The 24608-nt window shown below is 33.4% G+C and carries 22 protein-coding genes; 6 read left to right on the forward strand and 16 right to left on the reverse strand.

Translation table 11 applies throughout. The annotated features are described in order from the left end of the window. Window positions 1-331: 331 nt before the first annotated feature. From leuB to Q0829_RS26590, 4 genes are all read right to left on the reverse strand, one after another. Complete coding sequence (gene leuB, locus Q0829_RS26575) at window positions 332-1447, reverse strand: 3-isopropylmalate dehydrogenase (protein WP_298548929.1); 1116 nt, start codon at window positions 1445-1447, stop codon at window positions 332-334. 70 nt (window positions 1448-1517) lie between these two features. Next, window positions 1518-2105 carry a 3-isopropylmalate dehydratase small subunit gene (leuD, locus tag Q0829_RS26580; protein WP_298548931.1) on the reverse strand — a complete coding sequence of 196 codons (588 nt, stop codon included), beginning with the start codon at window positions 2103-2105 and terminating at the stop codon, window positions 1518-1520. A 6-nt stretch (window positions 2106-2111) separates the two neighbouring features. After that, window positions 2112-3494: a 3-isopropylmalate dehydratase large subunit gene (leuC, locus tag Q0829_RS26585; protein WP_298548933.1), complete on the reverse strand. Its 1383-nt coding sequence runs from the start codon at window positions 3492-3494 to the stop codon at window positions 2112-2114. A 56-nt stretch (window positions 3495-3550) separates the two neighbouring features. After that, window positions 3551-4723 carry a 2-isopropylmalate synthase gene (locus tag Q0829_RS26590; RefSeq protein ID WP_298548937.1) on the reverse strand — a complete coding sequence of 391 codons (1173 nt, stop codon included), beginning with the start codon at window positions 4721-4723 and terminating at the stop codon, window positions 3551-3553. A 205-nt stretch (window positions 4724-4928) separates the two neighbouring features. On the opposite strand from Q0829_RS26590, the gene Q0829_RS26595 reads away from it, so the two are divergent. After that, entirely contained in the window at window positions 4929-6473 is a 1545-nt protein-coding gene (locus Q0829_RS26595) for a hypothetical protein (RefSeq protein WP_298548939.1), read from the forward strand. Between the two features lie 11 nt (window positions 6474-6484). Beyond that, window positions 6485-7345 carry an EamA family transporter gene (locus Q0829_RS26600; protein ID WP_298548941.1) on the forward strand — a complete coding sequence of 287 codons (861 nt, stop codon included), beginning with the start codon at window positions 6485-6487 and terminating at the stop codon, window positions 7343-7345. A gap of 63 nt (window positions 7346-7408) precedes the next feature. On the opposite strand, the gene Q0829_RS26605 is transcribed toward Q0829_RS26600, so the two are convergent. The 4 genes from Q0829_RS26605 to panB form a co-directional block, all read right to left on the reverse strand. Further along, a complete protein-coding gene (locus Q0829_RS26605) occupies window positions 7409-8269 on the reverse strand; it encodes a hypothetical protein (protein WP_298548943.1) in 861 nt (286 codons plus the stop codon). Between the two features lie 127 nt (window positions 8270-8396). After that, complete coding sequence (locus tag Q0829_RS26610; RefSeq protein ID WP_298548945.1) at window positions 8397-9089, reverse strand: RluA family pseudouridine synthase; 693 nt, start codon at window positions 9087-9089, stop codon at window positions 8397-8399. 40 nt (window positions 9090-9129) lie between these two features. Continuing rightward, the gene (locus Q0829_RS26615) at window positions 9130-9480 is read right to left on the reverse strand and encodes a four helix bundle protein (protein WP_298320480.1); all 351 of its coding nucleotides are present in this window, start codon (window positions 9478-9480) and stop codon (window positions 9130-9132) included. A 75-nt stretch (window positions 9481-9555) separates the two neighbouring features. Continuing rightward, window positions 9556-10374, reverse strand: a complete 819-nt coding sequence (gene panB, locus Q0829_RS26620; protein ID WP_298548947.1) for a 3-methyl-2-oxobutanoate hydroxymethyltransferase — start codon at window positions 10372-10374, stop codon at window positions 9556-9558. 156 nt (window positions 10375-10530) lie between these two features. Between panB and Q0829_RS26625 the strand changes: the two genes are divergently transcribed. Further along, window positions 10531-11001, forward strand: a complete 471-nt coding sequence (locus Q0829_RS26625; RefSeq protein WP_298548950.1) for a nuclear transport factor 2 family protein — start codon at window positions 10531-10533, stop codon at window positions 10999-11001. A 1-nt stretch (window position 11002) separates the two neighbouring features. Here the strand turns inward: Q0829_RS26625 and Q0829_RS26630 are convergent, their stop codons facing one another. Together Q0829_RS26630 and Q0829_RS26635 are read right to left on the reverse strand one after the other, a co-directional pair. Further along, window positions 11003-11677, reverse strand: a complete 675-nt coding sequence (locus tag Q0829_RS26630) for a CPBP family glutamic-type intramembrane protease (protein WP_298548952.1) — start codon at window positions 11675-11677, stop codon at window positions 11003-11005. A gap of 9 nt (window positions 11678-11686) precedes the next feature. After that, complete coding sequence (locus Q0829_RS26635; protein WP_298548955.1) at window positions 11687-13111, reverse strand: L-serine ammonia-lyase; 1425 nt, start codon at window positions 13109-13111, stop codon at window positions 11687-11689. Window positions 13112-13346: 235 nt separating this feature from the next. On the opposite strand from Q0829_RS26635, the gene dnaK reads away from it, so the two are divergent. Continuing rightward, on the forward strand, window positions 13347-15254 hold the full coding sequence (dnaK, locus tag Q0829_RS26640) for a molecular chaperone DnaK (protein ID WP_298548958.1): 1908 nt from the start codon (window positions 13347-13349) through the stop codon (window positions 15252-15254). Between the two features lie 208 nt (window positions 15255-15462). Further along, window positions 15463-16770 (forward strand): CoF synthetase, encoded by a 1308-nt coding sequence (locus Q0829_RS26645; RefSeq protein WP_298548960.1) that lies wholly within the window; start codon window positions 15463-15465, stop codon window positions 16768-16770. 146 nt (window positions 16771-16916) lie between these two features. Here Q0829_RS26645 and Q0829_RS26650 read toward each other — a convergent pair whose 3' ends face one another. From Q0829_RS26650 to Q0829_RS26665, 4 genes are all read right to left on the reverse strand, one after another. Next, the gene (locus Q0829_RS26650) at window positions 16917-17975 is read right to left on the reverse strand and encodes a T9SS type A sorting domain-containing protein (RefSeq protein WP_298548963.1); all 1059 of its coding nucleotides are present in this window, start codon (window positions 17973-17975) and stop codon (window positions 16917-16919) included. A gap of 284 nt (window positions 17976-18259) precedes the next feature. Continuing rightward, the gene (gene ggt, locus Q0829_RS26655; protein WP_298548966.1) at window positions 18260-19963 is read right to left on the reverse strand and encodes a gamma-glutamyltransferase; all 1704 of its coding nucleotides are present in this window, start codon (window positions 19961-19963) and stop codon (window positions 18260-18262) included. Window positions 19964-19979: 16 nt separating this feature from the next. After that, window positions 19980-20372 carry a hypothetical protein gene (locus Q0829_RS26660; protein WP_298548968.1) on the reverse strand — a complete coding sequence of 131 codons (393 nt, stop codon included), beginning with the start codon at window positions 20370-20372 and terminating at the stop codon, window positions 19980-19982. After that, entirely contained in the window at window positions 20369-20953 is a 585-nt protein-coding gene (locus tag Q0829_RS26665; RefSeq protein WP_298548970.1) for an acyl carrier protein phosphodiesterase, read from the reverse strand. The genes Q0829_RS26660 and Q0829_RS26665 overlap by 4 nt, the downstream gene beginning before the upstream one ends. Window positions 20954-21075: 122 nt before the next feature. Here Q0829_RS26665 and glmM point away from each other — a divergent pair, with 122 nt between their 5' ends. Further along, window positions 21076-22464, forward strand: coding sequence for a phosphoglucosamine mutase (glmM, locus tag Q0829_RS26670; RefSeq protein WP_298548973.1), 1389 nt, complete (start codon window positions 21076-21078; stop codon window positions 22462-22464). 151 nt (window positions 22465-22615) lie between these two features. On the opposite strand, the gene Q0829_RS26675 is transcribed toward glmM, so the two are convergent. Next, the gene (locus Q0829_RS26675; RefSeq protein ID WP_298548975.1) at window positions 22616-23515 is read right to left on the reverse strand and encodes a lysophospholipid acyltransferase family protein; all 900 of its coding nucleotides are present in this window, start codon (window positions 23513-23515) and stop codon (window positions 22616-22618) included. Between the two features lie 77 nt (window positions 23516-23592). Beyond that, window positions 23593-24498, reverse strand: coding sequence for a lysophospholipid acyltransferase family protein (locus Q0829_RS26680; protein WP_298548981.1), 906 nt, complete (start codon window positions 24496-24498; stop codon window positions 23593-23595). Window positions 24499-24608: the final 110 nt, after the last annotated feature.

The raw sequence follows: 24608 nt of genomic DNA on the forward strand, positions 1-24608 counted from the left end.
TGGGTGTTTGCTTAAAAACATCCTCCTCGATCCTCCTTCAAAGGAGGAAGTAGAAGCTACAGATACAATGAATGTTAGTTTAAACACTGGATAAAATTTTTATTGGATGTCTCAGTATGACAACTCACCCTTCGGCTCCGCTCAGGGTTCGAAATGAATGAGGATTTGAAGGTTGAAATATGAAGAGGGTTGAGCGTAGTCGAAACCCGGAAAATAGTAATACTATTACTCTAAACTTAAAAAGCTAAAACAACTGACAACAAAAAAGCAACCAGATTATAAAAACCTGATTGCTTTTTGATAAAAAATATATAACTAATACTTTGTAATACTATATAATTGTAGATTGTCCTACATGTATGTTTTCAAAATTCATATTAGAATCTTCTGGATTAAGGATGTAATCATAAATGAAATCTCCTACTTTTTCTGTAGTTAATGGATTTATACTATTAAGATCCGGAGTGGTAAGGTTTAATTCTAATGCCTTTTCTACAGCATTTTTGATCGAATTTGCTTCATCAATAAGATCAAAATGTTCTAATAACATCGCTGCAGATAAGATAGCAGCAATTGGATTGGCAATTCCCTTTCCGGTTGCTTGTGGATAGGATCCGTGAATAGGTTCGAACATACAGCAGGTATCTCCAACAGAAGCGGAAGCTAATAACCCTATGGATCCACCAATGACACTCGCTTCATCAGAAATGATATCTCCAAACATATTTTCTGTGAGGATCACATCAAACTGGCTTGGATTCAGAATCATTTGCATAGCAGCATTATCAACAAATAAGAAGTCTAACGTTACATCTTCATATGCTGTAGCTATTTCAGTAACTACTTTTCTCCATAAACGTGAAGATTCTAAAACGTTCGCTTTATCCACTAAGGTTAGTTTTTTTCTACGATTTTGAGCCGCTTTAAAAGCAAGATGTGATATCCGTTCGATTTCTTCTTTAGAGTATTCACATAAATCTGAAGCTACAGTTCCTGCTGAGTTTAAATGTTTTTTTCCAAAATAGATGCCTCCAGTAAGTTCTCGATATATTGAGATATCCGTTCCGGTTATGATTTCTCTTTTTAGTGGAGATTTATCTAACAAAGTTTCATAAGCTTTTACAGGTCTGATATTAGCATATAATCCTAACTCCTTACGCAAACGTAGTAATCCTTGTTCTGGACGTACTTTTGCACTAGGATCATTATCATACTTAGGATCGCCAATGGCGCCAAAAAGAACAGCATCAGTATCTGCGCAAAGCTGTAAAGTTTTGTCTGGTAGTGGATTGCCGGTTTTATCAATAGCGATAGCACCTACCAATGCTTCTTTGAATATAAAGGTATGATCAAAAGCATGGGCAATTGCATCTAGTGCTTTTATGGCTTGAGTGGTTACTTCTGGTCCAATTCCGTCTCCAGATAATACAGCGATTTCTAGTTTCATAAATAGTTTGTTATTTCAAACAGAACTTATCGAAGTGTTTTCTTAGCTCCGTATTTTGTCTTTCTTTATTTTATACTCTCGTTTTTTCGAAGGCTTTGATTTCTTCTTTACTACTTAAAAGAAAATCAATATCATCGTATCCATTCATTAAGCACATCTTTTTGTAACTATTTATTTCAAAATTTGCTTCGGATCCAGTTGAATGGATTGTGATTTTTTGAGCTTCTAGATCTACTTCTATTTGGGTTGTTGAATCTTTTTCGATTTCGGTAAATAACTCTTGAAGATATTCTGGAGATACTTGAACAGGTAATAATCCATTATTAAGTGAATTTCCTTTAAAAATATCTGCAAAAAAACTAGAAACCACTACTTTAAATCCATAATCATGAATCGCCCAAGCAGCGTGTTCTCTACTAGAACCGCAACCAAAATTATCTCCAGCGACTAAAATACTACCTGAGTAACCGGAATTATTTAATGAAAATTCTTTGTTCTTGCTTCCGTCCTTATGGAAACGCCAATCTCTAAACAAATTTTCACCAAAACCCTCACGATCAGTAGCTTTTAGAAAACGAGCCGGAATAATCTGATCCGTATCTACATTTTCTATAGGTAAGGGTATAGCGGTGGAGGTGAGTTTAATAAACTTATCCATAATTTTTTAATTCAAATGTTTCGTGATATCTACAATTTTCCCTTCAATTGCAGTAGCTGCTGCTACAAGTGGACTGGCAAGAATAGTTCTAGAGCCCTGTCCTTGTCGACCTTCAAAATTTCTATTAGAAGTAGAAACGCAGTATTCTCCTTCCGGAATTTTATCATCATTCATAGCCAGACAAGCAGAACATCCCGGTTGTCTTAGTTGAAACCCAGCTTCTTCAAAAATTTCATTCAGTCCTTCGTCAATTATTTGCGATGCTACTTGCTGTGATCCGGGTACTAACCAAGCCGTAACACTGTCTGCTTTTCTCTTTCCTTTTATGTAACCTGCCGCTACCCTAAAATCTTCGATTCTACTGTTTGTACAACTTCCAATAAAGACATAATTGATCTTCTGATCGATTAAGGATTGTCCTTTTTCAAAATTCATATAGGCTAATGATTTTTCAAAAGAGGCATTGTCTTCCGTCGGAATGTTTTCTGAGACTTTGATTCCCATTCCTGGATTGGTTCCATAGGTAATCATAGGAGCTATATCTGCCGCATCAAAATGATATTCTTTATCAAAAATAGCACCGTCATCGGTTGGTAACGTTTTCCAATAGGCTACTTTTTTATCATATGCTTCTCCTTCTGGAGCGAATTCTCTTCCTTTTACATATTCAAAAGTAGTTTCATCGGGAGCAATCATACCTCCGCGAGCTCCCATTTCGATACTCATATTGCAGACAGTCATTCTACCTTCCATAGACATTTCTTCAAACACATTACCAGCATATTCACAGAAATATCCAGTGCCGGCATTAGTTCCTAGTTTTGCAATCACATATAGAATTACATCTTTTGGTAAAACACCTGGTTTTAACTTGCCCTTTACGTTTACACGAAGGCTTTTAGGCTTTTGTAATAATAAACATTGACTAGCAAAAACTTGTGCTACCTGACTAGTTCCAATGCCAAAAGCAATAGAACCAAATGCACCGTGAGTAGAGGTATGGCTATCACCACAAACCATTGTCATACCTGGTTGAGTAATACCTAATTCTGGAGCCATTACATGTACAATACCATTATATTTGTGGCCTAATCCATATAAAGTGATATCGTTCTTATCGCAGTTTTCTGTTAGCTGAGCTAATTGATTTCTGGATAAAAGATCTTTTACCGGTAGGTGTTGATCTATCGTTGGAGTATTATGATCAGCTGTGGCTACTATCTGATTAGGTCTAAAAACAGGAATTCCACGTTGTTCAAGTTCATTAAATGCTTGTGGACTTGTTACTTCGTGGATTAAATGTTGATCTATATAGAGTACTTGAGGACCATTTTCAACCTCTTTGACGACGTGTGCGTCCCAAACTTTATCAAATAATGTCTTCTTCATATGTTTTCTAAATTCCTACTTATTATTTAGTAAAAGGAAGTGATGAGATAAATTGCTTAAGCAACTACTGCCATTTCGACCTCTACGGTTTTCATTATCTGGTGAATATCTTCATCAACTACCTCTTTCTTTCTGTCCGCGTAGTTTAGGAATTCTTCATAAACTTCATCCAGCTGAAGTTTGGTTAATTCGTACCCAATTTTCTTGGCTCTATATGCCAGAGCAGCTCTACCACTTCTTGCTGTGAGTACGATGGCTGATTCTGTTACTCCAACTTCAGCTGGATCTATAATTTCGTATGTCTCTCTATTTTTAATTACTCCATCCTGGTGTATTCCTGAGCTATGAGCAAAAGCATTAGCACCGACAATTGCTTTGTTAGGTTGCACCATCATACCCATACTTTCGGAAACCATTAAACTTGTATCATATAATAGTTTAGAATCAATATCTGTATTAAGGTTTAGATATGGATGTTGTTTCATAATCATTACTACTTCTTCTAAAGCCGTATTTCCTGCACGCTCTCCAATTCCATTAATGGTACACTCTATCTGTCGTGCTCCATTGATGGCTCCAGCAATAGAATTAGCAGTTGCCAATCCTAAATCATTATGACAATGACACGATATAATAACATTATCAATACCTTTTACGTTTTCCTTTAGATACTTGATTTTGGCTCCGTACTCCTCTGGTAAACAGTAACCGGTAGTATCAGGTATGTTAAGAACAGTTGCTCCCGCTTTAATCATAGCTTCACATACTCGTGCTAAGAATTCGTTATCTGTACGTCCGGCATCTTCTGCATAAAACTCTACATCTTCTACAAAAGATTTTGCATATTTTACAGCGGCAATTCCACGTTCTATTACTTTATCTTGGGTAGAATTAAATTTATACTTTATATGAGACTCAGAGGTCCCAATTCCTGTATGGATTCTTGGTTTTTTTGCATATTTAAGTGCTTCAGCAGCAACTTTAATATCATTTTCGACTGCTCTGGTTAATCCGCAAACTGTTGCATTTTTTACAATTTTCGCAATTTCATTAACCGAAGTAAAATCTCCTGGACTAGATACCGGAAATCCAGCTTCTATTACATCAACTCCTAGAAGGTCCAGTCGCTCTGCAATCACTAATTTTTGTTTTGTATTTAATTTACAACCAGGGACCTGTTCTCCATCTCTTAGGGTGGTGTCAAAAATTTGGACTTTATTATCGCTCATAGGAATTATGTGAATTAGTATTTTTGATAATCTCTTTTAAATATTTTTTTTAAATATTGTTCTCGGATGTTTTAGTATTCTCTTACGAATTTATATTTTGGTTATTCAAAAAGAAGGGATTTGGCTACGTGTTTTACAATGCTGAAATGTTTTAATAAGAGTGTAATCTTCTTTTAATCAATTAATTGCAATATATTTTCTTACAATGACTAATGATCAAAAAGATCCTTTGTTTGTTTTAGTAAAGTCACTTTCTAAGTCTGAAAAACGACAATTTAAGGTGTACGTTGGGAGACTAGGTGTAAATACTGATTCTAAATTCTTAGCGCTTTTTAACCATTTAGATAAAAGTGAATCTCTAGACGAAGAGCTCATAGTTTCCAAAGGAATTGTCAAAAAACAACAGCTTTCTAATTTAAAGGCACATTTATACAAACAGATATTGATCAGTCTTAGGTTAAGTCCATTACATCAAAATGTAAGATCACAAATAAGAGAACAACTTGATTTTGCTACTATCTTATATCATAAAGGACTTTATAAACAAAGCTTGAAAATTTTGGATAAAGCAAAAACTGTAGCTAAGGAAAATGAAGAGAATAATATTGCTTATGAAATTGTAGAATTAGAAAAAGTTATTGAAACCCAATACATAACTCGTAGTATTAATAGTCGTGCAGATGAATTAACAATTGAGGCTAAAATGCTGAGTATGAAAAATGTGCTCACTAGTCGATTATCAAATCTTTCGCTTCAGTTATATGGGTTGATGATAAAAAGTGGGTATGTCCGAAATGATAAGGAGCACAGTGTAATCACCAATTATTTTGAAAGTAAATTACCAAAGTATGATTGGAACATCCTTGGTTTCAGGGAAAAATTATGGTTATACAAAGCGCATTTATGGTATAGTTTTATGGTACAGGATTTTTTATCTTGCTATAAATACTCTAAAAAGTGGGTAGATCTGTTTTATGAAAATCCTAAAATGATTATTCTTAATCCAGTGTTTTTTTTAAGAGGGAATCATTATTTACTAGAGTCGTTATATTTGATTCAAGATAAAACACAGTTAAAACTAACATTGAGTAAATTCGAAAAGACGATCACATCTGATGACTTTCCGATTGATGATAATATAGAGGTACTTTCTTTTCAATTTATATATAATAATAAGCTTAATGTTCATTTTTTAGAAGGGACTTTTGATGAAGGAGAATATTTGGTAGAAGAGATTTTAAAAGGAATTACCGATTTTAAGAATCGTTTGGATGACCATCATATTATGGTACTGTATTATAAGATTGGTTGTTTGTATTTTGGTATGGCCAATCATCGTAAATGTATAGAATACCTTAGTAAAATCATCAATAATAAATCGCTAAAAATGAGAGAGGATTTAATGTGTTTTGCTAGAGTACTTAGTTTGGTGGCACATTATGAGGCAGGAATGGATTATCATTTAGAAACTCAATTGAAGGAGACGTATCGGTTTTTGATAAAGATGGATGACCTACATGAGGTACAGAAAGAAATGATTAAATTTCTTAAAAACTTAGGAGATATTTTTCCTCATCAGATCAAAGATGAATTTAGGAAGCTTCATAAAAGATTGAAACAGTACGAGGATCATCCATACGAAAAAAGAGCTTTTTTATATCTGGATATTTTATCTTGGCTAGAAAGTAATATAGAAGGTAGACCAGTGGCGGATATTATTAAAGAAAAATCAAAAAAATTGGTTCGATAACCATTCTATATATGCCAAAAAATACCCAGCACTTACGCAATATTCTAGAATTAAATCTAGCCATGCTTTTTATTAGTACTTCTGGAGCATTGGGAAGATATATTGATATGCCCGTACCTGTAACTATTGCTTTTAGAGCTATTTTAGCCGGTATCATTTTATTCTTGTTTTGTAAGTGGAAAAAGATATCTTTTGGGATTGCTTCAGCAGATCGTTTTACAATATTAGTTGGAGGCGTTCTTATGGGATTACACTGGATTACTTATTTCTATGCATTGAGGATGTCTAATGTAGCTATAGGGATGTTATCTTTGTTTACGTATCCAGTAATCACTTCTTTTTTAGAACCCATACTTCTGAAAACAAAATTTCAGAAGATGCATTTGGTTCTGGGAGCTTTAGTATTATTAGGAATCTATTTTTTAGTACCTGATTTTAGTTTAGATAATTCATATGCAAAAGCTGTTGGATTTGGAGTAATATCTGCATTATGCTATGCGTTACGGAACTTAATCATGAAAACGAAAGTAAGTAATTACCATGGATCTATGTTAATGTGGTATCAATTGGTAATCATTAGTATGATGCTGCTACCGACACTCTTTATAATGGATAGTTCTGGTATTGTTACCCAATGGCCCTGGACCTTAGTCCTGGCAATTCTTACTACAGCTATAGGTCATACATTGTTTTTATTTAGTTTAAAGCGATTTTCTGCTACCACAGCTAGTATTATAAGTAGTATACAACCTGTTTACGGAATTATTATTGGGATCATCTTTTTAAGAGAAATACCTATATTGACTACAATTATCGGAGGTCTATTGATTCTTACTTCTGTGGTTATAGAAAGTGTGCGATCTTATAGGTAATGTGATAATTAATAATCTACTTATGAGGTGTTTAAGAGTCGTATAGTTTTTTAATATCTATTACTACGTCGTTTTAAGAATGTATTTTGGAGCAATCCATTTTTTGTATATAAAATACTCTAATAGAGGAACAATTAGAATTAGAAATAACAAAATTAGTAGTGATTTTACCATTCCATGATATTGAGCGGTAATACCCATCGAAAACCATTGGCTTAATTTTTCTAAAACTACTTTTTCTATATCCTGATATCCAACTTCTAATAATAAATCCATAGCCGCGTTAAATTCTTCATAAGGTAGCGCTTCGGAAAAATCGATATGACCTTTACCGGCAGAAGTTATAAGAGCATACATTGTTAATTTGTACAGGTCATCACTATAATTGTTGACAATAAATTTTGCTAGTTTATTTTTAGTTTTATTTAGGAAAGAACTGCCTGTGTCATAATTTTTAAGGTGTTTTTTGAAAAATACGGCATAATCTTGAGAATCTGATTTTGCTTTTATTGCTAACATTTGGGCAGATAGAACAAATTTGTTTTTGGCATCTTCAGATTCGAAAATTTGCTGCACAGAACCATTGTAGATGCCTTTAACAATCATTGTTTTTTCATTATCCAGTATTTTATAGATACCTCTTATAAAACCCCACTGACCAAAAACATAAAGAATTCCGATTATCAGTAATGGAATGTATAATTTTACTGCCCAATTATAATATTTAAGGGCTCTTTTAAAAATACCCTTACGCCAGAGTACTATGCAATATATAATGGCTATTATAAAACCTAAAAATAGAAATATGATAATATTAAAAATCATCGTGCCAGAGTTAGGAAGGATGATATCTCTAAGAATACTCCAGATAAAATCCCAATCAATATTTTTAAATAATTCTGACGAATATGATATATAATCCATTTATTATTAGTTTGTTATGAGATAAAAAAATGAGTTTCCCTATGTATTAGTATACTGATAGGTTAAAATGTTACCTATGAAAAAGTGTAATTCCGAACTTGTCTTTTATTTAACTAGAAAAATATGTTTAAATACAGTTCCAGATAGGATCGGATGGAGGAGGAGCAATGATGGTTAAAGGTTCTTTTTTTACAGGGTGTATGAAGGTGAGTTTTCTGGCATGTAAGTGAATACTACCATCTTTATTACTTCGGTTGGCACCATATTTTAAATCCCCTTTAATTACAGATCCAATACTCGACAGTTGAGATCTTATTTGATGATGTCTACCCGTATGCAGATCAACCTCTAAAATGCAATAATTATCTAGTTTTTTTATAATCTGATAATCCAAAATAGCCCTTTTACTATCTTGCACTTCGTTTTTATGAGCGTATGATTTATTTTGTTTTGGATTACGTTTTAACCAATGGGTGAGTGTATCATTTTCTTTTGGAGGAGTGTTTTTTACAACAGCCCAATACGTTTTTTTTGCTTCTTTATTAGCGAATAGCTTATTTAGTCGAGGAAGTGCTTTGCTTGTTCTTGCAAAAACAACTATTCCACTTGTGGGGCGATCTAACCGATGTACAACACCTAGATAAACAGCACCTGGTTTATTATATTTTTCTGCAATATATTCTTTAACTATATCGCTAAGCGGTTTATCTCCAGTCTTATCACCCTGAACAATATCTCCTGCTCGTTTATTAACAATAATCAGATGATTATCTTCATAAAGAACCTGAAGATTGGATTTATTGGAGACTATTTTGGACATTTTAGATATTTGGATTATTAGACAAGTTCGATTGTCAAAACTATTTTAGTGTTGATTTGAATTTTGAAGTCATCTTAACAATGGATTCTAAATCCTTTAAAAGTGCGTCTAATTCAGCTTGATCAATAAATTTTAAATCTAAAGAAATAAGGAGTTGCGTTTCGATTTCGTAAGCCGAACCTAAAGTGATTTGAAGGAATCTTGAAAAGTCTTTATTCGAATTTCTCGAAGATCCCTCGGCGATATTTGAAGGAATTGATACTGCAGCTCTTCTTAACTGGTTTGTTAATCCAAACTTTTCAGTTTCCGGAAATCTGGATGTAATATCGTAAACTGAAGAACAGAAAACACGACTCTTTTTCCATATTTCTAAATCTTTAAATCTATGCATACTTTTAAATCAACTTACCAAAATAAAATGCTCTAACTGTCCAGTAATCTAATAATCCAACTAATCCAAATAACCTTAATACTGTTCATTATCATTAGGGAAATCTACAGATTTTACATCAGAAACATATTGTTGGAACGCATTAGTCATTTCTGTATATAAGTCTAAGTAACGTCTTAAAAAACGGGGATTAAATTCGTGTGTCATACCCAACATATCATGAGTTACCAATACTTGTCCATCAACTCCATTTCCAGCTCCAATTCCAATAATAGGTATGGTAAGGCTTTCTGCTACTTCTTTAGCCAATTTAGCAGGAACTTTTTCTAGTACAATAGCAAAACATCCAGCTTTTTGTAACATTAAAGCATCTTCTTTCAATTGTTTAGCTTCTGCCTCTTCTTTTGCTCTAACAGTATAGGTACCAAATTTATAGATGGATTGTGGAGTAAGTCCTAAATGACCCATTACTGGGATTCCAGCATTTAAAATTCTCTTAATAGATTCTTTAACTTCTTTTCCTCCTTCAAGTTTTACCGCATGTCCACCTGATTCCTTCATGATTCTAATGGCAGAACGTAATGCCTCTTTTGGATCACTTTGGTAACTACCGAAAGGTAAATCTACAACAATAAGAGCCCTGTCAATAGCTCTAATTACAGAAGATGCGTGGTATATCATTTGATCCAAGGTGATCGGTAAGGTAGTTTCATGACCTGCCATCACATTAGATGCAGAGTCACCCACAAGGATAACATCGACTCCGGCACCATCCACAATTTTTGCCATCGTATAATCGTATGCAGTAAGCATGGAGATTTTCTCTTTATTGGCTTTCATCTCTACCAGAGATTTTACCGTAACGCGCTTGTAATCTTTTTTTGCTGTAGACATTCTGTGTGTTGATTTAATGTCGTAAAAGTAATCAATTAGTAAGATCGTAACAAGAGGATGTTATTTTTGATTTAAATTTATTTAATAGAAGTAATAGTTATTTTTTTGATAAAACAATTAAAACCTTAATTTTAGGTAAACTAAAGTTCAAATGTTATGTGTAAATTCCTAGTAGTATTCTTTTTATTTATTTCGTGCAATTTCGCTTTTTCACAAAAAGAATTAGATATAAACCAAAAAAATGCAAAACAAGCGGTATTAGATTTTTTTGAAGGATTCCATAAAGGAGATACCGCTCAAATCGGGAAAACAATATTGAATATGGATATGGCTTTGCAAACTGTATTTAAAAATAAAGAAGGAAAGGTAAAAACCAATACAACAAAAATTAAAGAGTTCATGGAAGCTATCCATAATAGGCCAGAAGATCAAAAATGGTTAGAAAAACTTTTGGATTTCAGAATTGATGCGGATGAGCGCATAGCACAGATATGGACTCCATATGAGTTTTATGTTAATGATCAGTTTAGTCATTGTGGAGTCAATATTTTTCAATTATTTAATGATGGAATTAGCTGGAAAATTATTGCAATTGCAGATACCCGAAAAAGAAAAGGGTGTAAGTGATCTAAGGTCTACTGCTAATTATTAAAAATACCACTCCATTGTTAATGGCGTGAAGAAGAATAGGCCAAATAATATGATTGTTTTCTATTTTAAGCTTACCGAACATATGTCCTGCAATGATTCTGGGAACAATAAGAAGAAATAAGATACTATCTACTCTAAAAGAGTCCACATAATTAAAAATATGAAGAAAACCGAAGGTTATAGAGGTAATCTGAAGTGTAATTGATTGGTGATTCTCTAGAAATGATTTAGCTTTTCTGAGATGTTTTTTTGAGATTAACTGTTTATATATAAAGAATATCCCAAACAATGAAACTATAAAAATCAAGTAGCGATATTGTAGAGCTAATTCTAATGTTATAAATAGACCTATAATAAAAAGAGTCCAGGAACTTAAGAATAATAAAAGTTCTTTTGTTTTTGGTTTTAGTAAGGTTCTAAACATGAGTTCTTCTATGATAGGAGCAAATACTACCATAGCCAAAAAGGCTTTCAGCTTATTTTCCTTTAATATTTCGAAAATACTATCCTGAGAATATTTTTGTAGATCTAAATATGGAAATATACTCTGAAGTATTGCTACACATATAAAGAAGAGAATATACAATCCAAATAATCGAAAGTAATGGACGAATAGGTTTTTAATTTTATGAAGTAAATTATCTCTAACCATGAGAACTTTTTAGCAATCGCTTAAGCTTACTTTAACAGCTAAACCTCCTTCACTGGTTTCTTTATACTTGGTATTCATGTCTTTAGCTGTTTCCCACATCGTTTCGATAACTTTGTCTAATGGTACTTTGGCATTTGCAGCATCAGAATCCAAAGCCATTTCACAGGCATTGATGGCTTTAATAGCTCCCATGGCGTTACGTTCTATACAAGGAATTTGTACTAAACCACCAATAGGATCACAGGTTAAACCTAAATGATGTTCCATGGCGATTTCACTTGCCATCACAACTTGTTCGGGTGTACCACCCATCAGTTCTGTCAATGCTCCGGCAGCCATAGCAGAGGAAACACCAATTTCTGCCTGACAACCACCCATTGCTGCAGATATAGTAGCTCCTTTCTTAAATAAACTACCAATTTCTCCAGCTACCAGCATGAACTGTTTTATATCATCAAAATTAGCGTCATGATTTTCTATGACCATATAGTACATCATTACTGCCGGTATAACACCAGCACTTCCGTTTGTCGGTGCTGTAACAACCCTACCCAAGGAAGCATTTACCTCGTTTACGGCAAGTGCAAAACAAGACACCCATTTTAGTATCTGACGAAATTTTACTTCGGTGTCTCTAATAGACTCTATCCATTCTGTAGGGTTAGAATACGTAGAGGTTCCAATAAGTTTTTTATGAGTATCAAAAGCACGTCGTCTAACGTTTAACCCTCCGGGTAGTGTACCTTCTGTATGACAGCCAAGATACATGGATTCTAGCATTACATTCCATATATCTGCTATTCTATCATCTATTTCTTTATCACTCTGAAGCGAACGTTCATTCTCCAAAACAATTTCTGATATCTTTTTATCCTTTTTTTGACAATATGCCAAAAGATCTGTCGCTTTTTGAATAGGAAGTGGGAATTCTCTGAAGGCCTCCATTTTTTTCTTTTCTCTTTTTCGTGCCTCTTTCACAACAAAACCTCCTCCGATAGAATAGAACGTAGAAGCTATTTTTTCTTTGTTATTTAGTGTAGCGTTAAAAGTAATAGCATTCGGATGAAATTCTTTGAACTCTTTATTAAATATGATGTGGGTTTCAGGGTCAAAATTGATTTGTAATTCTTTATTGAATAACAAAATCTTATTTGATTTAATATTTTCGACAATAGTAGAAATGGATGCCACATCAATGGTTTGAGGATCATATCCACATAAACCCAAAATTGAAGCTATATCTGTTGCATGTCCTTTTCCTGTTAAGGATAAAGATCCGAATAGATCTACTGTTATTGTTTCTACCGAATTAAACAAGTTGTTTTCTTTCAATTCGGCAATCCAACGCCGTCCGGCTCTCCAAGGACCAAAAGTATGTGAACTAGAAGGACCTACACCGATTTTTAACATATCAAAAATACTGATACATTCCATAATTCTTAATTAATTATAAAATTGCGTGGGTAAATATAGGGTATTGATAAAAAAGAATACTTTTTTTTATTAAATAGTTAGGAGGTTGTTTTGGTTTAATTTTCAGAAAATATCTCGAACAATCCATTAATCATTATAAAGTAATGACATCCTGTCATATAAATTGTCATGGCATAATCATTGACTTATGTGCAATAAATAATTTAGAACAACACTAAAACATTTATATATTAATATGAGTAAGATAATAGGAATAGATTTAGGGACAACAAACTCTTGTGTTTCTGTGATGGAAGGTAATGAGCCTGTTGTTATCCCTAATGCGGAAGGAAAGAGAACTACTCCGTCTGTAATTGCATTTGTAGAAGGAGGAGAAATTAAGGTGGGTGATCCTGCAAAGCGTCAGGCAGTAACTAACCCTACTAAAACAATCTCTTCTATTAAAAGATTTATGGGAAACAAATTCTCTGAATCCGCAAAAGAAGCAGATAGAGCTGCTTATAAAGTAGTTAAAGGAGATAATGATACGCCTCGAGTTGATATCGATGGTCGTTTATATACACCACAAGAATTATCTGCAATGACACTTCAGAAAATGAAGAAAACAGCAGAAGACTACTTAGGACAAGATGTGACTAGAGCGGTAATTACTGTACCAGCATATTTTAATGATGCGCAACGTCAGGCTACTAAAGAAGCTGGAGAAATAGCAGGTCTTAAAGTAGAAAGAATTATTAATGAGCCTACAGCGGCTGCATTAGCATATGGTCTTGATAAAAAAGGTACTGATCAGAAAATTGTAGTATTTGATTTTGGTGGAGGTACTCATGATGTATCCATCCTTGAATTAGGTGATGGTGTATTTGAAGTTTTATCAACAGATGGAGATACACATTTAGGAGGAGATGATGTAGATCAAAAAATTATTGATTGGTTAGCAGAAGAGTTTAAGAGTGAAGAGAATATGGATCTACGTCAAGATCCAATGGCTCTACAACGTCTTAAAGAAGCAGCAGAAAAAGCAAAAATTGAGTTGTCTTCTTCTTCACAAACAGAAATCAATTTACCATATGTAACAGCTACTGCAAGTGGTCCTAAACACTTGGTAAGATCATTAACAAAAGCTAAGTTTGATCAATTAATTGATGATTTAGTAAAACGTACTGTAGAACCTTGTCGTACTGCTCTTAAAGCAGCAGGATTATCTACAAGTGATATAGATGAAATCATTCTTGTTGGTGGATCTACTCGTATTCCTGCAGTTCAGGAAGCAGTAGAGAAATTCTTTGGGAAAGCACCAAGTAAAGGAGTAAATCCTGATGAAGTAGTAGCTGTTGGAGCTGCTATCCAAGGAGGAGTACTTACAGGAGATGTAAAAGATGTATTGTTATTAGATGTTACTCCACTTTCTTTAGGTATTGAGACAATGGGTAATGTAATGACTAAGCTTATTGAAGCAAATACAACAATTCCTACTAAGAAATCACAAGTGTTTTCTACTGCAGCAGATAATCAACCTTCTGTAGAGATTCACGTACTACAAGGAGAACGTCCTATGGCTGCTGATAATAAGACTATTGGTCGTTTTCACTTAGATGGAATTCCACCAGCACAAAGAGGGACACCTCAGATCGAAGTTACTTTTGATATAGATGCTAATGGTATTATCAAAGTTTCTGCTACAGATAAAGCTACTAATAAATCTCAGGATATTCGTATCGAAGCATCTTCTGGATTAACAGAAGAAGAAATTGAGAAAATGAAGCAGGAAGCTGAAGCAAATGCAGAAGCAGATAAAGCGGCTAAAGAAACTGCGGATAAGTTAAACGAAGCAGATGGAATGATTTTCCAGACAGAAAAACAACTTAAGGAGTTTGGTGATAAAATTTCTGATGAGAATAAAAAACCAGTTGAAGAGGCTTTAGAAGAGTTGAAAAAGGCTTACGAAACTAAGGATCTTGCTGTTATACAACCTGCGCTAGATAAGATTAACGAAGCATGGAAAGCAGCTAGTGAGGAAATGTATAAGGCACAGGCAGAAGCACAAGGTGGTGCAGCTGGACCAGAAGCTGGAGCACAACCAGAAGGAGGAGATTCTGAAGCTAGTGATGTAGAAGATGTAGATTTTGAAGAAGTGAAATAAGAATTGTTATTCTATATGAAAAATGCACGGTGAAAGCCGTGCATTTTTTTTGTTATTATAGGTAGTGTAAATAAAAATAGTTTACTTTTATATTGGCTTAAAATACCCCCTGATTATTATTGTACCTTATTTCACACACAGTTATTCTTATATATGGGTAACCGCTATCAGATCTAACTACGTTTGATCTAAGTAATGGAATATACTAATGAGTTTATTACAAGTTTTTCGAAGAAAAGTATTTTGGTTTTTTGATATCTTACATGGAAACGATATTAAGAAACACTATAAAGACATTAAAGAGTTAATCGAAACCCCAGGTGATCAATCTACCAAAAATAGAAAGGATAACTACCTTCAACAAATCCTGCAACATGCCGTAAGTACTACCTGGTTTTATCAAAAATATACTAATTATAACTCTATTTCAGATTTTCCTGTAATCAATAAAAATATGATTCGGGATAATTTTGAAGAATTTAGGTCTTCAAAACATGAAGTAAATAAATGTACTTTGATATCCACCAGTGGCTCTACTGGTGCTCCCTTTTCTGTTTTACAAAACAAGAGTAAGCGATTTAGAAATACTGGGGATAATCTATATTTTTCTAAAAGATCTGGATATGAAATAGGTCAGAAATTGATATACATAAAAATTTGGCCTGACAATTATAAGTATACTATATTTTCGAAATTTTGGTGGCAGAATATAGTACCTCAGAGTGTTTTTAAACTTGATGATAACAATATTGCTAACCTTATAAAAAAGCTAGAAGAAGATCCTAATAAAAAGAGTTTTTTAGGATATACATCGGCGTTCGAAAAGATTTGTAAGTATTTAGATAAAATCAATTCAGGCCCAATTAGTAGTAATGTAGTTTCTATAATTGCTATGTCAGAAGGGCTTAATGATTATGTTAGAAGCAGTGTGAAAAAGTATTTTGGTGTAGCACCAGTCTCACGATATTCTAATAATGAAAATGGAATTATAGCACATGAAGATAGAAGTGTAACATCTAAATTTATAATTAATGCTGCAAGTTACTATGTAGAGGTTTTTGATATAGATAACGATGTTCCAGCTCATCCTGGAAAAATAGGAAGAATCATAGTAACCGATTTGCATAATTATGCTATGCCTATGATTCGGTATGATACCGGCGATATCGGTATAATGGAAATGGATGCAACTGGTGTTTCTTATCTATCATCTATAGGAGGGAGGAAGTTAGATCTTATATATAATACAAAAGGAGAGATTGTACCTTCTCACGTTTCCTATAAATTATGTAAGTATGGAGATTATAAGCAATTCCAATTAGTGCAATATGGAGAAAAAGATTATCTTATTAAATTGAATACCGATAAGAAAGTGGATGAAATTAAAATGTTGGAGGAATATAAAGAGTATTTTGGAAAAGATGCTAATATAAGAATAGAATATGTAGATGAGATTCCTTTACTATCTTCTGGAAAAAGAAAAGAAGTAGCTAATACGTATCATTCTCAATTATAACTCACTTTTTTGCAAATAAAATATCCATTATAGTACAAAATTCTTGAATCAATAATAAACAGAAAGCCAATACTTATATTAGCCTTCTGTTTATATCATAAGTTAAATAGAATTAAGTAAGTTATAAACTGGGGTCTATAAAGTTATTATCTAATAAACTTTAAAAATTTTGAATCAGATTTAGCAATATATAATCCTTTTGGTAGAATAGATAAATCTACATTTGTTGTATTGTTAACATTTTCAATTTCAAATACTTTTTTTCCAACTATATTATAAATACTTAAGGATTCTATTTCATTTGTGTCATTGATTACTAAAGATGTTGAAGTACTATTAAAATATAATTTATCTCTATCAAAAACGGTAAAATCATTGATACTAAGCGTGCTTTCATTTATAGTAATCTCCGGATATGCTCCAGCAACACTCCAATCTGCATCAGAACTAGCATCTGGATTTTCAGCGGAAGATAGTTTACCAAAAATGTAATATTTTGTACCCGAAAGCGATGAACTAGTAGGGAAGTCTGAAGGTATATCCAGCGTTATTGTTGTTGCAATATCCGTTCCAGCTGTGACAGTTGGAGTTACAATAACTCCAGTCCCATTTGCGGTAGCACCTCCAAAAATTCCCGGAACATCAGCTTCAAAAATTTGAAATTGCGTAGCAACATCCATAGATGCAGAATATGTATAGTTTAATGTGATAGATTCTCCAGCCGAAACCGAAACAGGGTTTGCGGAGTCATAAGTAATTGAATAAGGAGGTGATGTAACAGTAATTAATGGATATACTCCTGCTGTATCCCAAGTAGCATCTTCAGTAGCATCAGAATTGTCGGCTGAACTTAATTTCCCGAAAATACGATATTCAGTTCCAGAAAGCGATGAACTCAAAGGAAAATTGGCAGGTATGTTCAGTGTAATTGTTCCCGCAACATCTGTTCCTGGATCAAGAGTTGGAAATTCAGCTACAGCTGTTCCTACTGCAGTAGCACCTCCAAAAATACCAGTATTATCTGTCTCAAAAATTTGAAACTGAGCTCCTACTTGCATAGATGCGGTGTAGGTGTAATTTAATGTTATTGATTGACCGGCGACAACGGTAACAGGATCGGCAGAATCATAACTAATCGAATATTGAGCAGTTATACTATAAATACTACATAAGCATAGTAGAAATGAAAATAATGTTTTTATCATAATTACATAATTTTAAACATTGCTTTGTTACAAATGTGTTTACGTTTTAACAATGTTATTTAGTTTCCACTAATGTATTCTTAAGGATAAATTTATAGTGAAAGAATTGTTGCAATTAATGATAATTTTGTAGCATAGCCTTAAAACAAAGGGGTTTGGGGTTGTTTTTTTTACGAAAACGTGAATGTTTTAACTTATTTTATTGTGAAAATAAAGATGTATGTGGTAATTGTTTAGGAATATCTTAGTTTTGGTATTTTACTTTACTATCTGAAGATTTTGTTTTAAAACCCGATTGCTGTATCGTCTCCACGTCTATCAGCTCCACCCTCTAAATCGCCATCAGGTAATACTAAAATGCCATCCACTTTGCCAATGACTCTGCTTTCTTCTTCATTTGTTTTGTAACCTTTAGTTCTTAAACTATCAAGTATATCTTTGTCAAATGAGTTAGGTTCAAAAACGACAACGTCTGGTAGCCATTGATGATGAAAACGAGGTGCGTTTACTGCATCTTGCATAGTCATACCATATTCTTTTACATTTAAAATAGTTTGTAATACTGAGGTGATGATGGTAGATCCTCCAGGAGTTCCAACTGACATCCATAATTTACCATCTTTTTCTACCAATGTAGGTGTCATTGAACTGAGCATTCTTTTTTCTGGAGCAATAGCATTTGCTTCAGCACCAAGTAACCCAAACATATTAGGTGTGCCAGGTTTTGCACTAAAATCATCCATTTCATTATTTAAAAAGAACCCTAATTTTGGAACATAAAGTTTAGAGCCATAAGCACCGTTTAAAGTGGTCGTAACTGAAATAGCGTTACCAAATTGATCTATAATAGAGTAATGGGTGGTTTCACTACTTTCATATCCTGGAATACTTCCATAACTTAAATCAGAAGATAAAGTAGCCTTTTCTGGATTAAAATCTTTCATTCTTTCAGATAAGTAGGATTCACTTATTAAGGTGTCTATCGGAATTTTTACAAAATCAGGATCACCAAGATAAAAACTCCTATCTGCGTAGGCTCTTCGTTCTGCCTCGGTTATTACCTGAATTGATTTTAAAGAATTATGTCCATAGATACTAAGTTCATAAGGTTCTATCATTTTCATGATTTGTGCCAGACATACTCCGCCACTAGAGGGTGGAGACATAGAAATGATGTTAAGATCTTTGTAGGTAAATTTAACTGGTTCACGCCATTTAGCTTCATATTTACTGAGATCTTCCATTGTAATGATACCACCATGGGATTGTATGTAGTTCACCATTTTCTTAGCGGTTTCTCCTTTATAAAATTCATCTCTTCCGTTTTCTATAATTCTTTCAAGAGTTTTAGCTAATATTGGATTTTTTACTGTATCCAGTGCTTTGTAAGTTTTAGCATACAGGATGGTATCTTTATTCGTTTCAATAAACAACGTTCTATAATGGTCTAATCGTTTTTGTTGCTTTTCAGTAATTATATATCCATTATTTGCTAGTTCAACAACTGGAGTTAATAGTTCTTTTATGGATAATGTTCCAAATTTTTTATGCACTTCGAATATCCCTGCGATTGTTCCTGGAACTCCAACCGCCATTGCTCCCAATTGGCTTTTTTCTGGAATAGGATCTCCATTTTCATCTAAATACATATCCTTAAATGCTGTCAAAGGGGCTTTTTCTCGGTAATCAATGGCTCCTGTTTCTCCATTTGCCTTTCTGTATACCATAAAACCACCGCCACCAAGATTTCCTGCATATGGGTAAGAAACGGCTAATGCCATTTCTGTAGCTACCATAGCATCAAATACATTTCCACCTTTCTGGAGAATCTCTTTACCGATTTTAGAAGCTTCTTCTCTTGCGGAAACTACCATTGCATTTTTTTCTATAACTCCAAAAACCGGTTTAGTTTTGATGTCAACTTTAGGCTCAGGAGTAGTTTTGCAAGCGATAACTAAAATAAAAAGTAAGAGAAAAAATGATCTCATAGCAATCAGGATTTTGTTAGTAATTTATTTCTTTGATAAGGTTCTTCTTTTTATCATAAAATTTCCAATAACCAGAGGGTTTACAGTTGTTAATATGACCTTCGGATTCGATTCTCCCATTTTTATGATATGATTTCCAATACCCTTGTTTTCGTCCTTTTTCATAATGTCCTTCGGCTTTTATATTTCCATTTCGATAAAAGTATTTCCAAAAACCTTGAAGGACTCCTTTCTCATAATGCCCAATGCTTTCTAAATTGATAGAATTGGGATAATAGTTTTTGGTATATCCATTTTTTGATGATATCAAAATTTGTTCTTTACAGATATTATTTCCGCTATAGTTATTCTCTGTTTTTTTGCAGGAAAAAGAAAAATACAAAATAAAAAAGAGGTAAAGAGGTTTCATAGTTTTCGCGTCTCGTTTTTTGTGAACAATTCTAGTTCTTCAAAGAAAGAACGAAATTCTCTTTCAAAATCATCATAATACTGTTCTAGTTCAACTACAGCAAAGTTCATTTTCGATCTGTTTTTGGTTCTGTGATTCATTTGGTAGAGTATTCTGCCAATACCAGGAATGGTAGCATAGCTTAATAACCAATTGTCACGTAACATATATGGCAGGAAATCCTGAACTCGTTTTGGTAACACTTCATAATATTCCTGTAGTAAATCGTAAAAATTCGAAACATAAATTTCTAATGGAATTTCAGAGTATTCACTCCAGTAAGCAGCAAGATAATGGTCGTACAATATATCTACAATTACTGTACTGTAATGTCCATATTTAGGAAACAACCTTAAAACACTCTCTCTAACAGTTGGATGACTATCAGTATAGGAATCGATTTTACGATGTAATGTAATTCCTTTTTGGACTCTATCTGGAAATTGATTAAATTTTTTTCCTTTGACTGAGTCAGCAATAAAGTTACCTATTTTAAGTTCTTGGTCATCTCCGGAAAGGTAAATATGGGCTAAAAAATTCATTATGTGAATTTACAATTTTTTAGAAAGTAGTTATTGTTTTTATATAAACTTTAATTACATAGTTGTGGTAATCACCTGTAGCTTGTACATTTGTCAAAACAAAAAAAATAATCAATCAGTATATGACACTAATCAAATCAATTTCAGGTATTCGAGGAACTATCGGCGGAAAAGTAGGGGACAATCTTACTCCTATCGATGCTGTAAAATTTGCATCCGCTTATGGAAGCTGGCTAAAAGCAGAAACCGGTAAAAATGCCCCAACAGTAGTGGTTGGAAGAGATGCACGTATTTCTGGAGCAATGATTCAACAACTTGTGATGAATGGTTTAGTAGGATTAGGAATACATGTTGTAGATTTAGGATTGTCGACTACACCTACCGTAGAAGTAGCGGTTCCTATGGAAAAAGCAGATGGTGGAATTATATTAACAGCTAGCCATAATCCAAAACAATGGAATGCATTAAAATTATTAGATGGTAAAGGCGAATTTCTGAATGCTGAAAATGGTAAGAAGATTTTAGATATCGCAGAAAACGACGATTATGATTTTGCCGAAGTTGACGATTTGGGCTCGATCAGTGTCAATGATACCTATATAGATAAGCATATCGAAGAAGTACTAAACCTAACCTTAGTAGATTCTGAAATTGTTAAGGAAGCCGGTTTCAAAGTGGTAGTGGATGCAGTTAATTCTACAGGTGGGATTGCAATTCCTAAATTGCTTAAAAAAATGGGAGTTGAGGTAGTAGAATTGTATTGCGAGCCAAATGGTCATTTTCCTCATAATCCAGAACCTCTTAAAGAACATTTAACTGATTTATCAGAACTGGTAGTGAAAGAAAAAGCTGATTTTGGGCTAACGGTCGATCCAGATGTGGATCGTCTTGCTTTTATGAGTGAGGATGGAGAAATGTTTGGAGAAGAATATACATTGGTTGCTTGTGCAGATTACGTACTTGGTAAAACGCCTGGCAATACTGTTTCTAATTTGTCATCTAGTAGAGCATTGAGAGATGTTACAGAAAAACATAATGGTACATATGAGGCTAGCGCAGTAGGAGAAGTTAACGTAGTCTCTTTGATGAAAGCTAACAACGCAGTGATTGGAGGAGAAGGAAATGGAGGGATTATATATCCTGAATTACATTACGGAAGAGATTCTCTGGTTGGAGTAGCACTATTCTTAACTCATTTAGCAGAAAAAAAATGTAGTGTTAGCGAATTACGTAATAGTTACCCATCTTATTTTATGAGTAAAAATAAAATTCAGCTAACACCAGGATTAGATGTGGATGCGATTTTAGAAGGGTTTCATAACAAACATGCCTCAGAAGAAGTCAGCACAGTAGATGGTGTAAAAGTTGATTTCAGCGATAGTTGGGTTCATCTTAGAAAAAGTAATACAGAACCGATTATTCGTATTTATACAGAAGCTTTAAGTCAGGAAAAAGCAGATCAATTAGCGAATGATACGATTACAACTTTAAAAGAAATAGCTGGAATCTAATAAAATAAAAATAGAGGCTGTCTAAAAAGTAGATTTCTCTGTCATTTAGAGCGGAGTCGAGAAATAACTACCCGTGGTTTTCAGTACATTTCGACTCCGCTCAATGTGACAGTATTGTATATATTCTACTTTTCGGACAGCTTCTATTTTGTTAATCTATAGTAGCATCTTTAGGAATTTCTGCGTGGCGATGTTTCCATCGTTTATGAGTCCATAGATAATATTCTGGTGCTTTACGAATTTGTTCTTCGACCATACGTAAGTATGTTTTTATAATATAGAAATCTTCACAATTTTTAGCATTTTCTGTAATAGGAATGAACTTCGCTTGGTAATAGCCCCTTTTTACCTTTTCTACGTGCAAATAAGCAACAGACATGTCCAATCTTTTTGCTAATACAGCACCTCCAACATGCGTTGGAACTTTTATACCCATAAAATCTGTCCAGTATGTAGCTTTATCCAAACTTGGCGATTGATCTGATAAAAAGGCATATGAACAAAGCTTACCATTTACTTTATCTCTGGTGATCTCTTTCATGGCTTTATAGCTAGGAATAAGTCGTGCATTATAGCGCTGTCTAATTCGATGTACGAGTTGATCAAAGTATTTGTTTTTAATTTGTTTGTAAACACCAACTGTAGGAAAATCAATTAATAATTGTGTTACGGTGGACCATTCATAACTCGCGTAATGAGTCATCAAAACTACAATACTCTTATTTTTAGCTTCTAATTGTTTAAGTGTTTCAATATCAATAATTTTAAATCGGTCTAAAAGGTCTTCATCACTTATGGAAATAGATTTTATCATTTCTAAAAACATATCACACATATGTTTATAAAAAGCTTTACGGATCCTATTGATATCTTGTCGGGACTTCTCCGGAAAAACAAGAACTAGATTTTCTGTCACTGATTTTCTTCGATACCTAACTAAATGGTATACAAAAACATACACACAAGTAGAAAACATATAAAATAAACGCCAGGGTAATTTTGATATAATCCACAAAATTGGATATACCAAGCGATATATCAATAATTGCATTGTATTAATTTAGGCGTACAAATATAAAATTATTTAATGGCCTAAAATCTTAGTGTAATCTTAAAAAAGTAATAAAGTTAAGCGATTACAGCATCTTTTGGAGGTTGTGCATTACGATGTTTCCAACGCTTATGTGTCCATAAATAGTTTTCAGGTTTTTGTTGTATTTGCGCTTCTAGTAATTGTGTAAACTTTTTTGTTATAGTATATTCTTCTTCGTTTTTTGGATCTTCAGAAATAGGAACTAAAGTAGCCTGATAATACCCTCTTTTTATCTTTTCCACATGAAGATAAAATATGCTAAGACCTAACCTTCTGGAAAGTACTTCTCCTCCTACAAAAGCAGGAACTTTTATTCCCATAAAATCTGTCCAAAATGTAGCGTTGTTAAGTTTAGGAGACTGATCTGAGATTAAACCATATAAACTAAGTTCTGGGTTTTCTTTTCTTTGATCCATAGTCATTTCTCTAAAAACCTTAGCGCTTGGTATTAATCTAGAATTAAACCTTCCCCGGATACGGTGAACTAATTTATCAAAATATTTGTTTTTGATAGGTTTGTAAATACCTACACATCTAAATTTACTAATTAGATCTATAGAATTGGTCCATTCATAACTATTATAATGCCCCATCATAGTAATGAAACTTTTGTTTTTGTTCTCTAACGTTACCAAAGCATCTAGGTTGGTTACGTGAAAACGCTCTATGATATCTTTTTCACTAATAGATAAAGACTTTATCATTTCCAGAAACATATCGCACATATGCTTATATGAGGCTTTTCGGATACGATTGATTTCTTTTGCTTCTTTATTAGGAAAAGCTAAGTTTAAGTTTTCTGTCACTGTTTTTCTTCTATACCTAATAATATGATAAACCAATATATATGTAAAGGTTGAGAACATATAAAATAATCGCCAAGGTAGTTTAGATATCATCCAAAGTAAAGGATATACAAGGCTATAAATTACTAATTGCATTGAATTCTATTTAAGCGGCTAAAGGTAATATTTTTTCATATAGTATAAAGAAAATATAGAGTAAGCTTATTTCAGGTTAAAATCGCGCTTTTTTAGGTTGAAATATGTAT

This window comes from uncultured Aquimarina sp. (assembly GCF_947492405.1).
Lineage (GTDB): Bacteria > Bacteroidota > Bacteroidia > Flavobacteriales > Flavobacteriaceae > Aquimarina.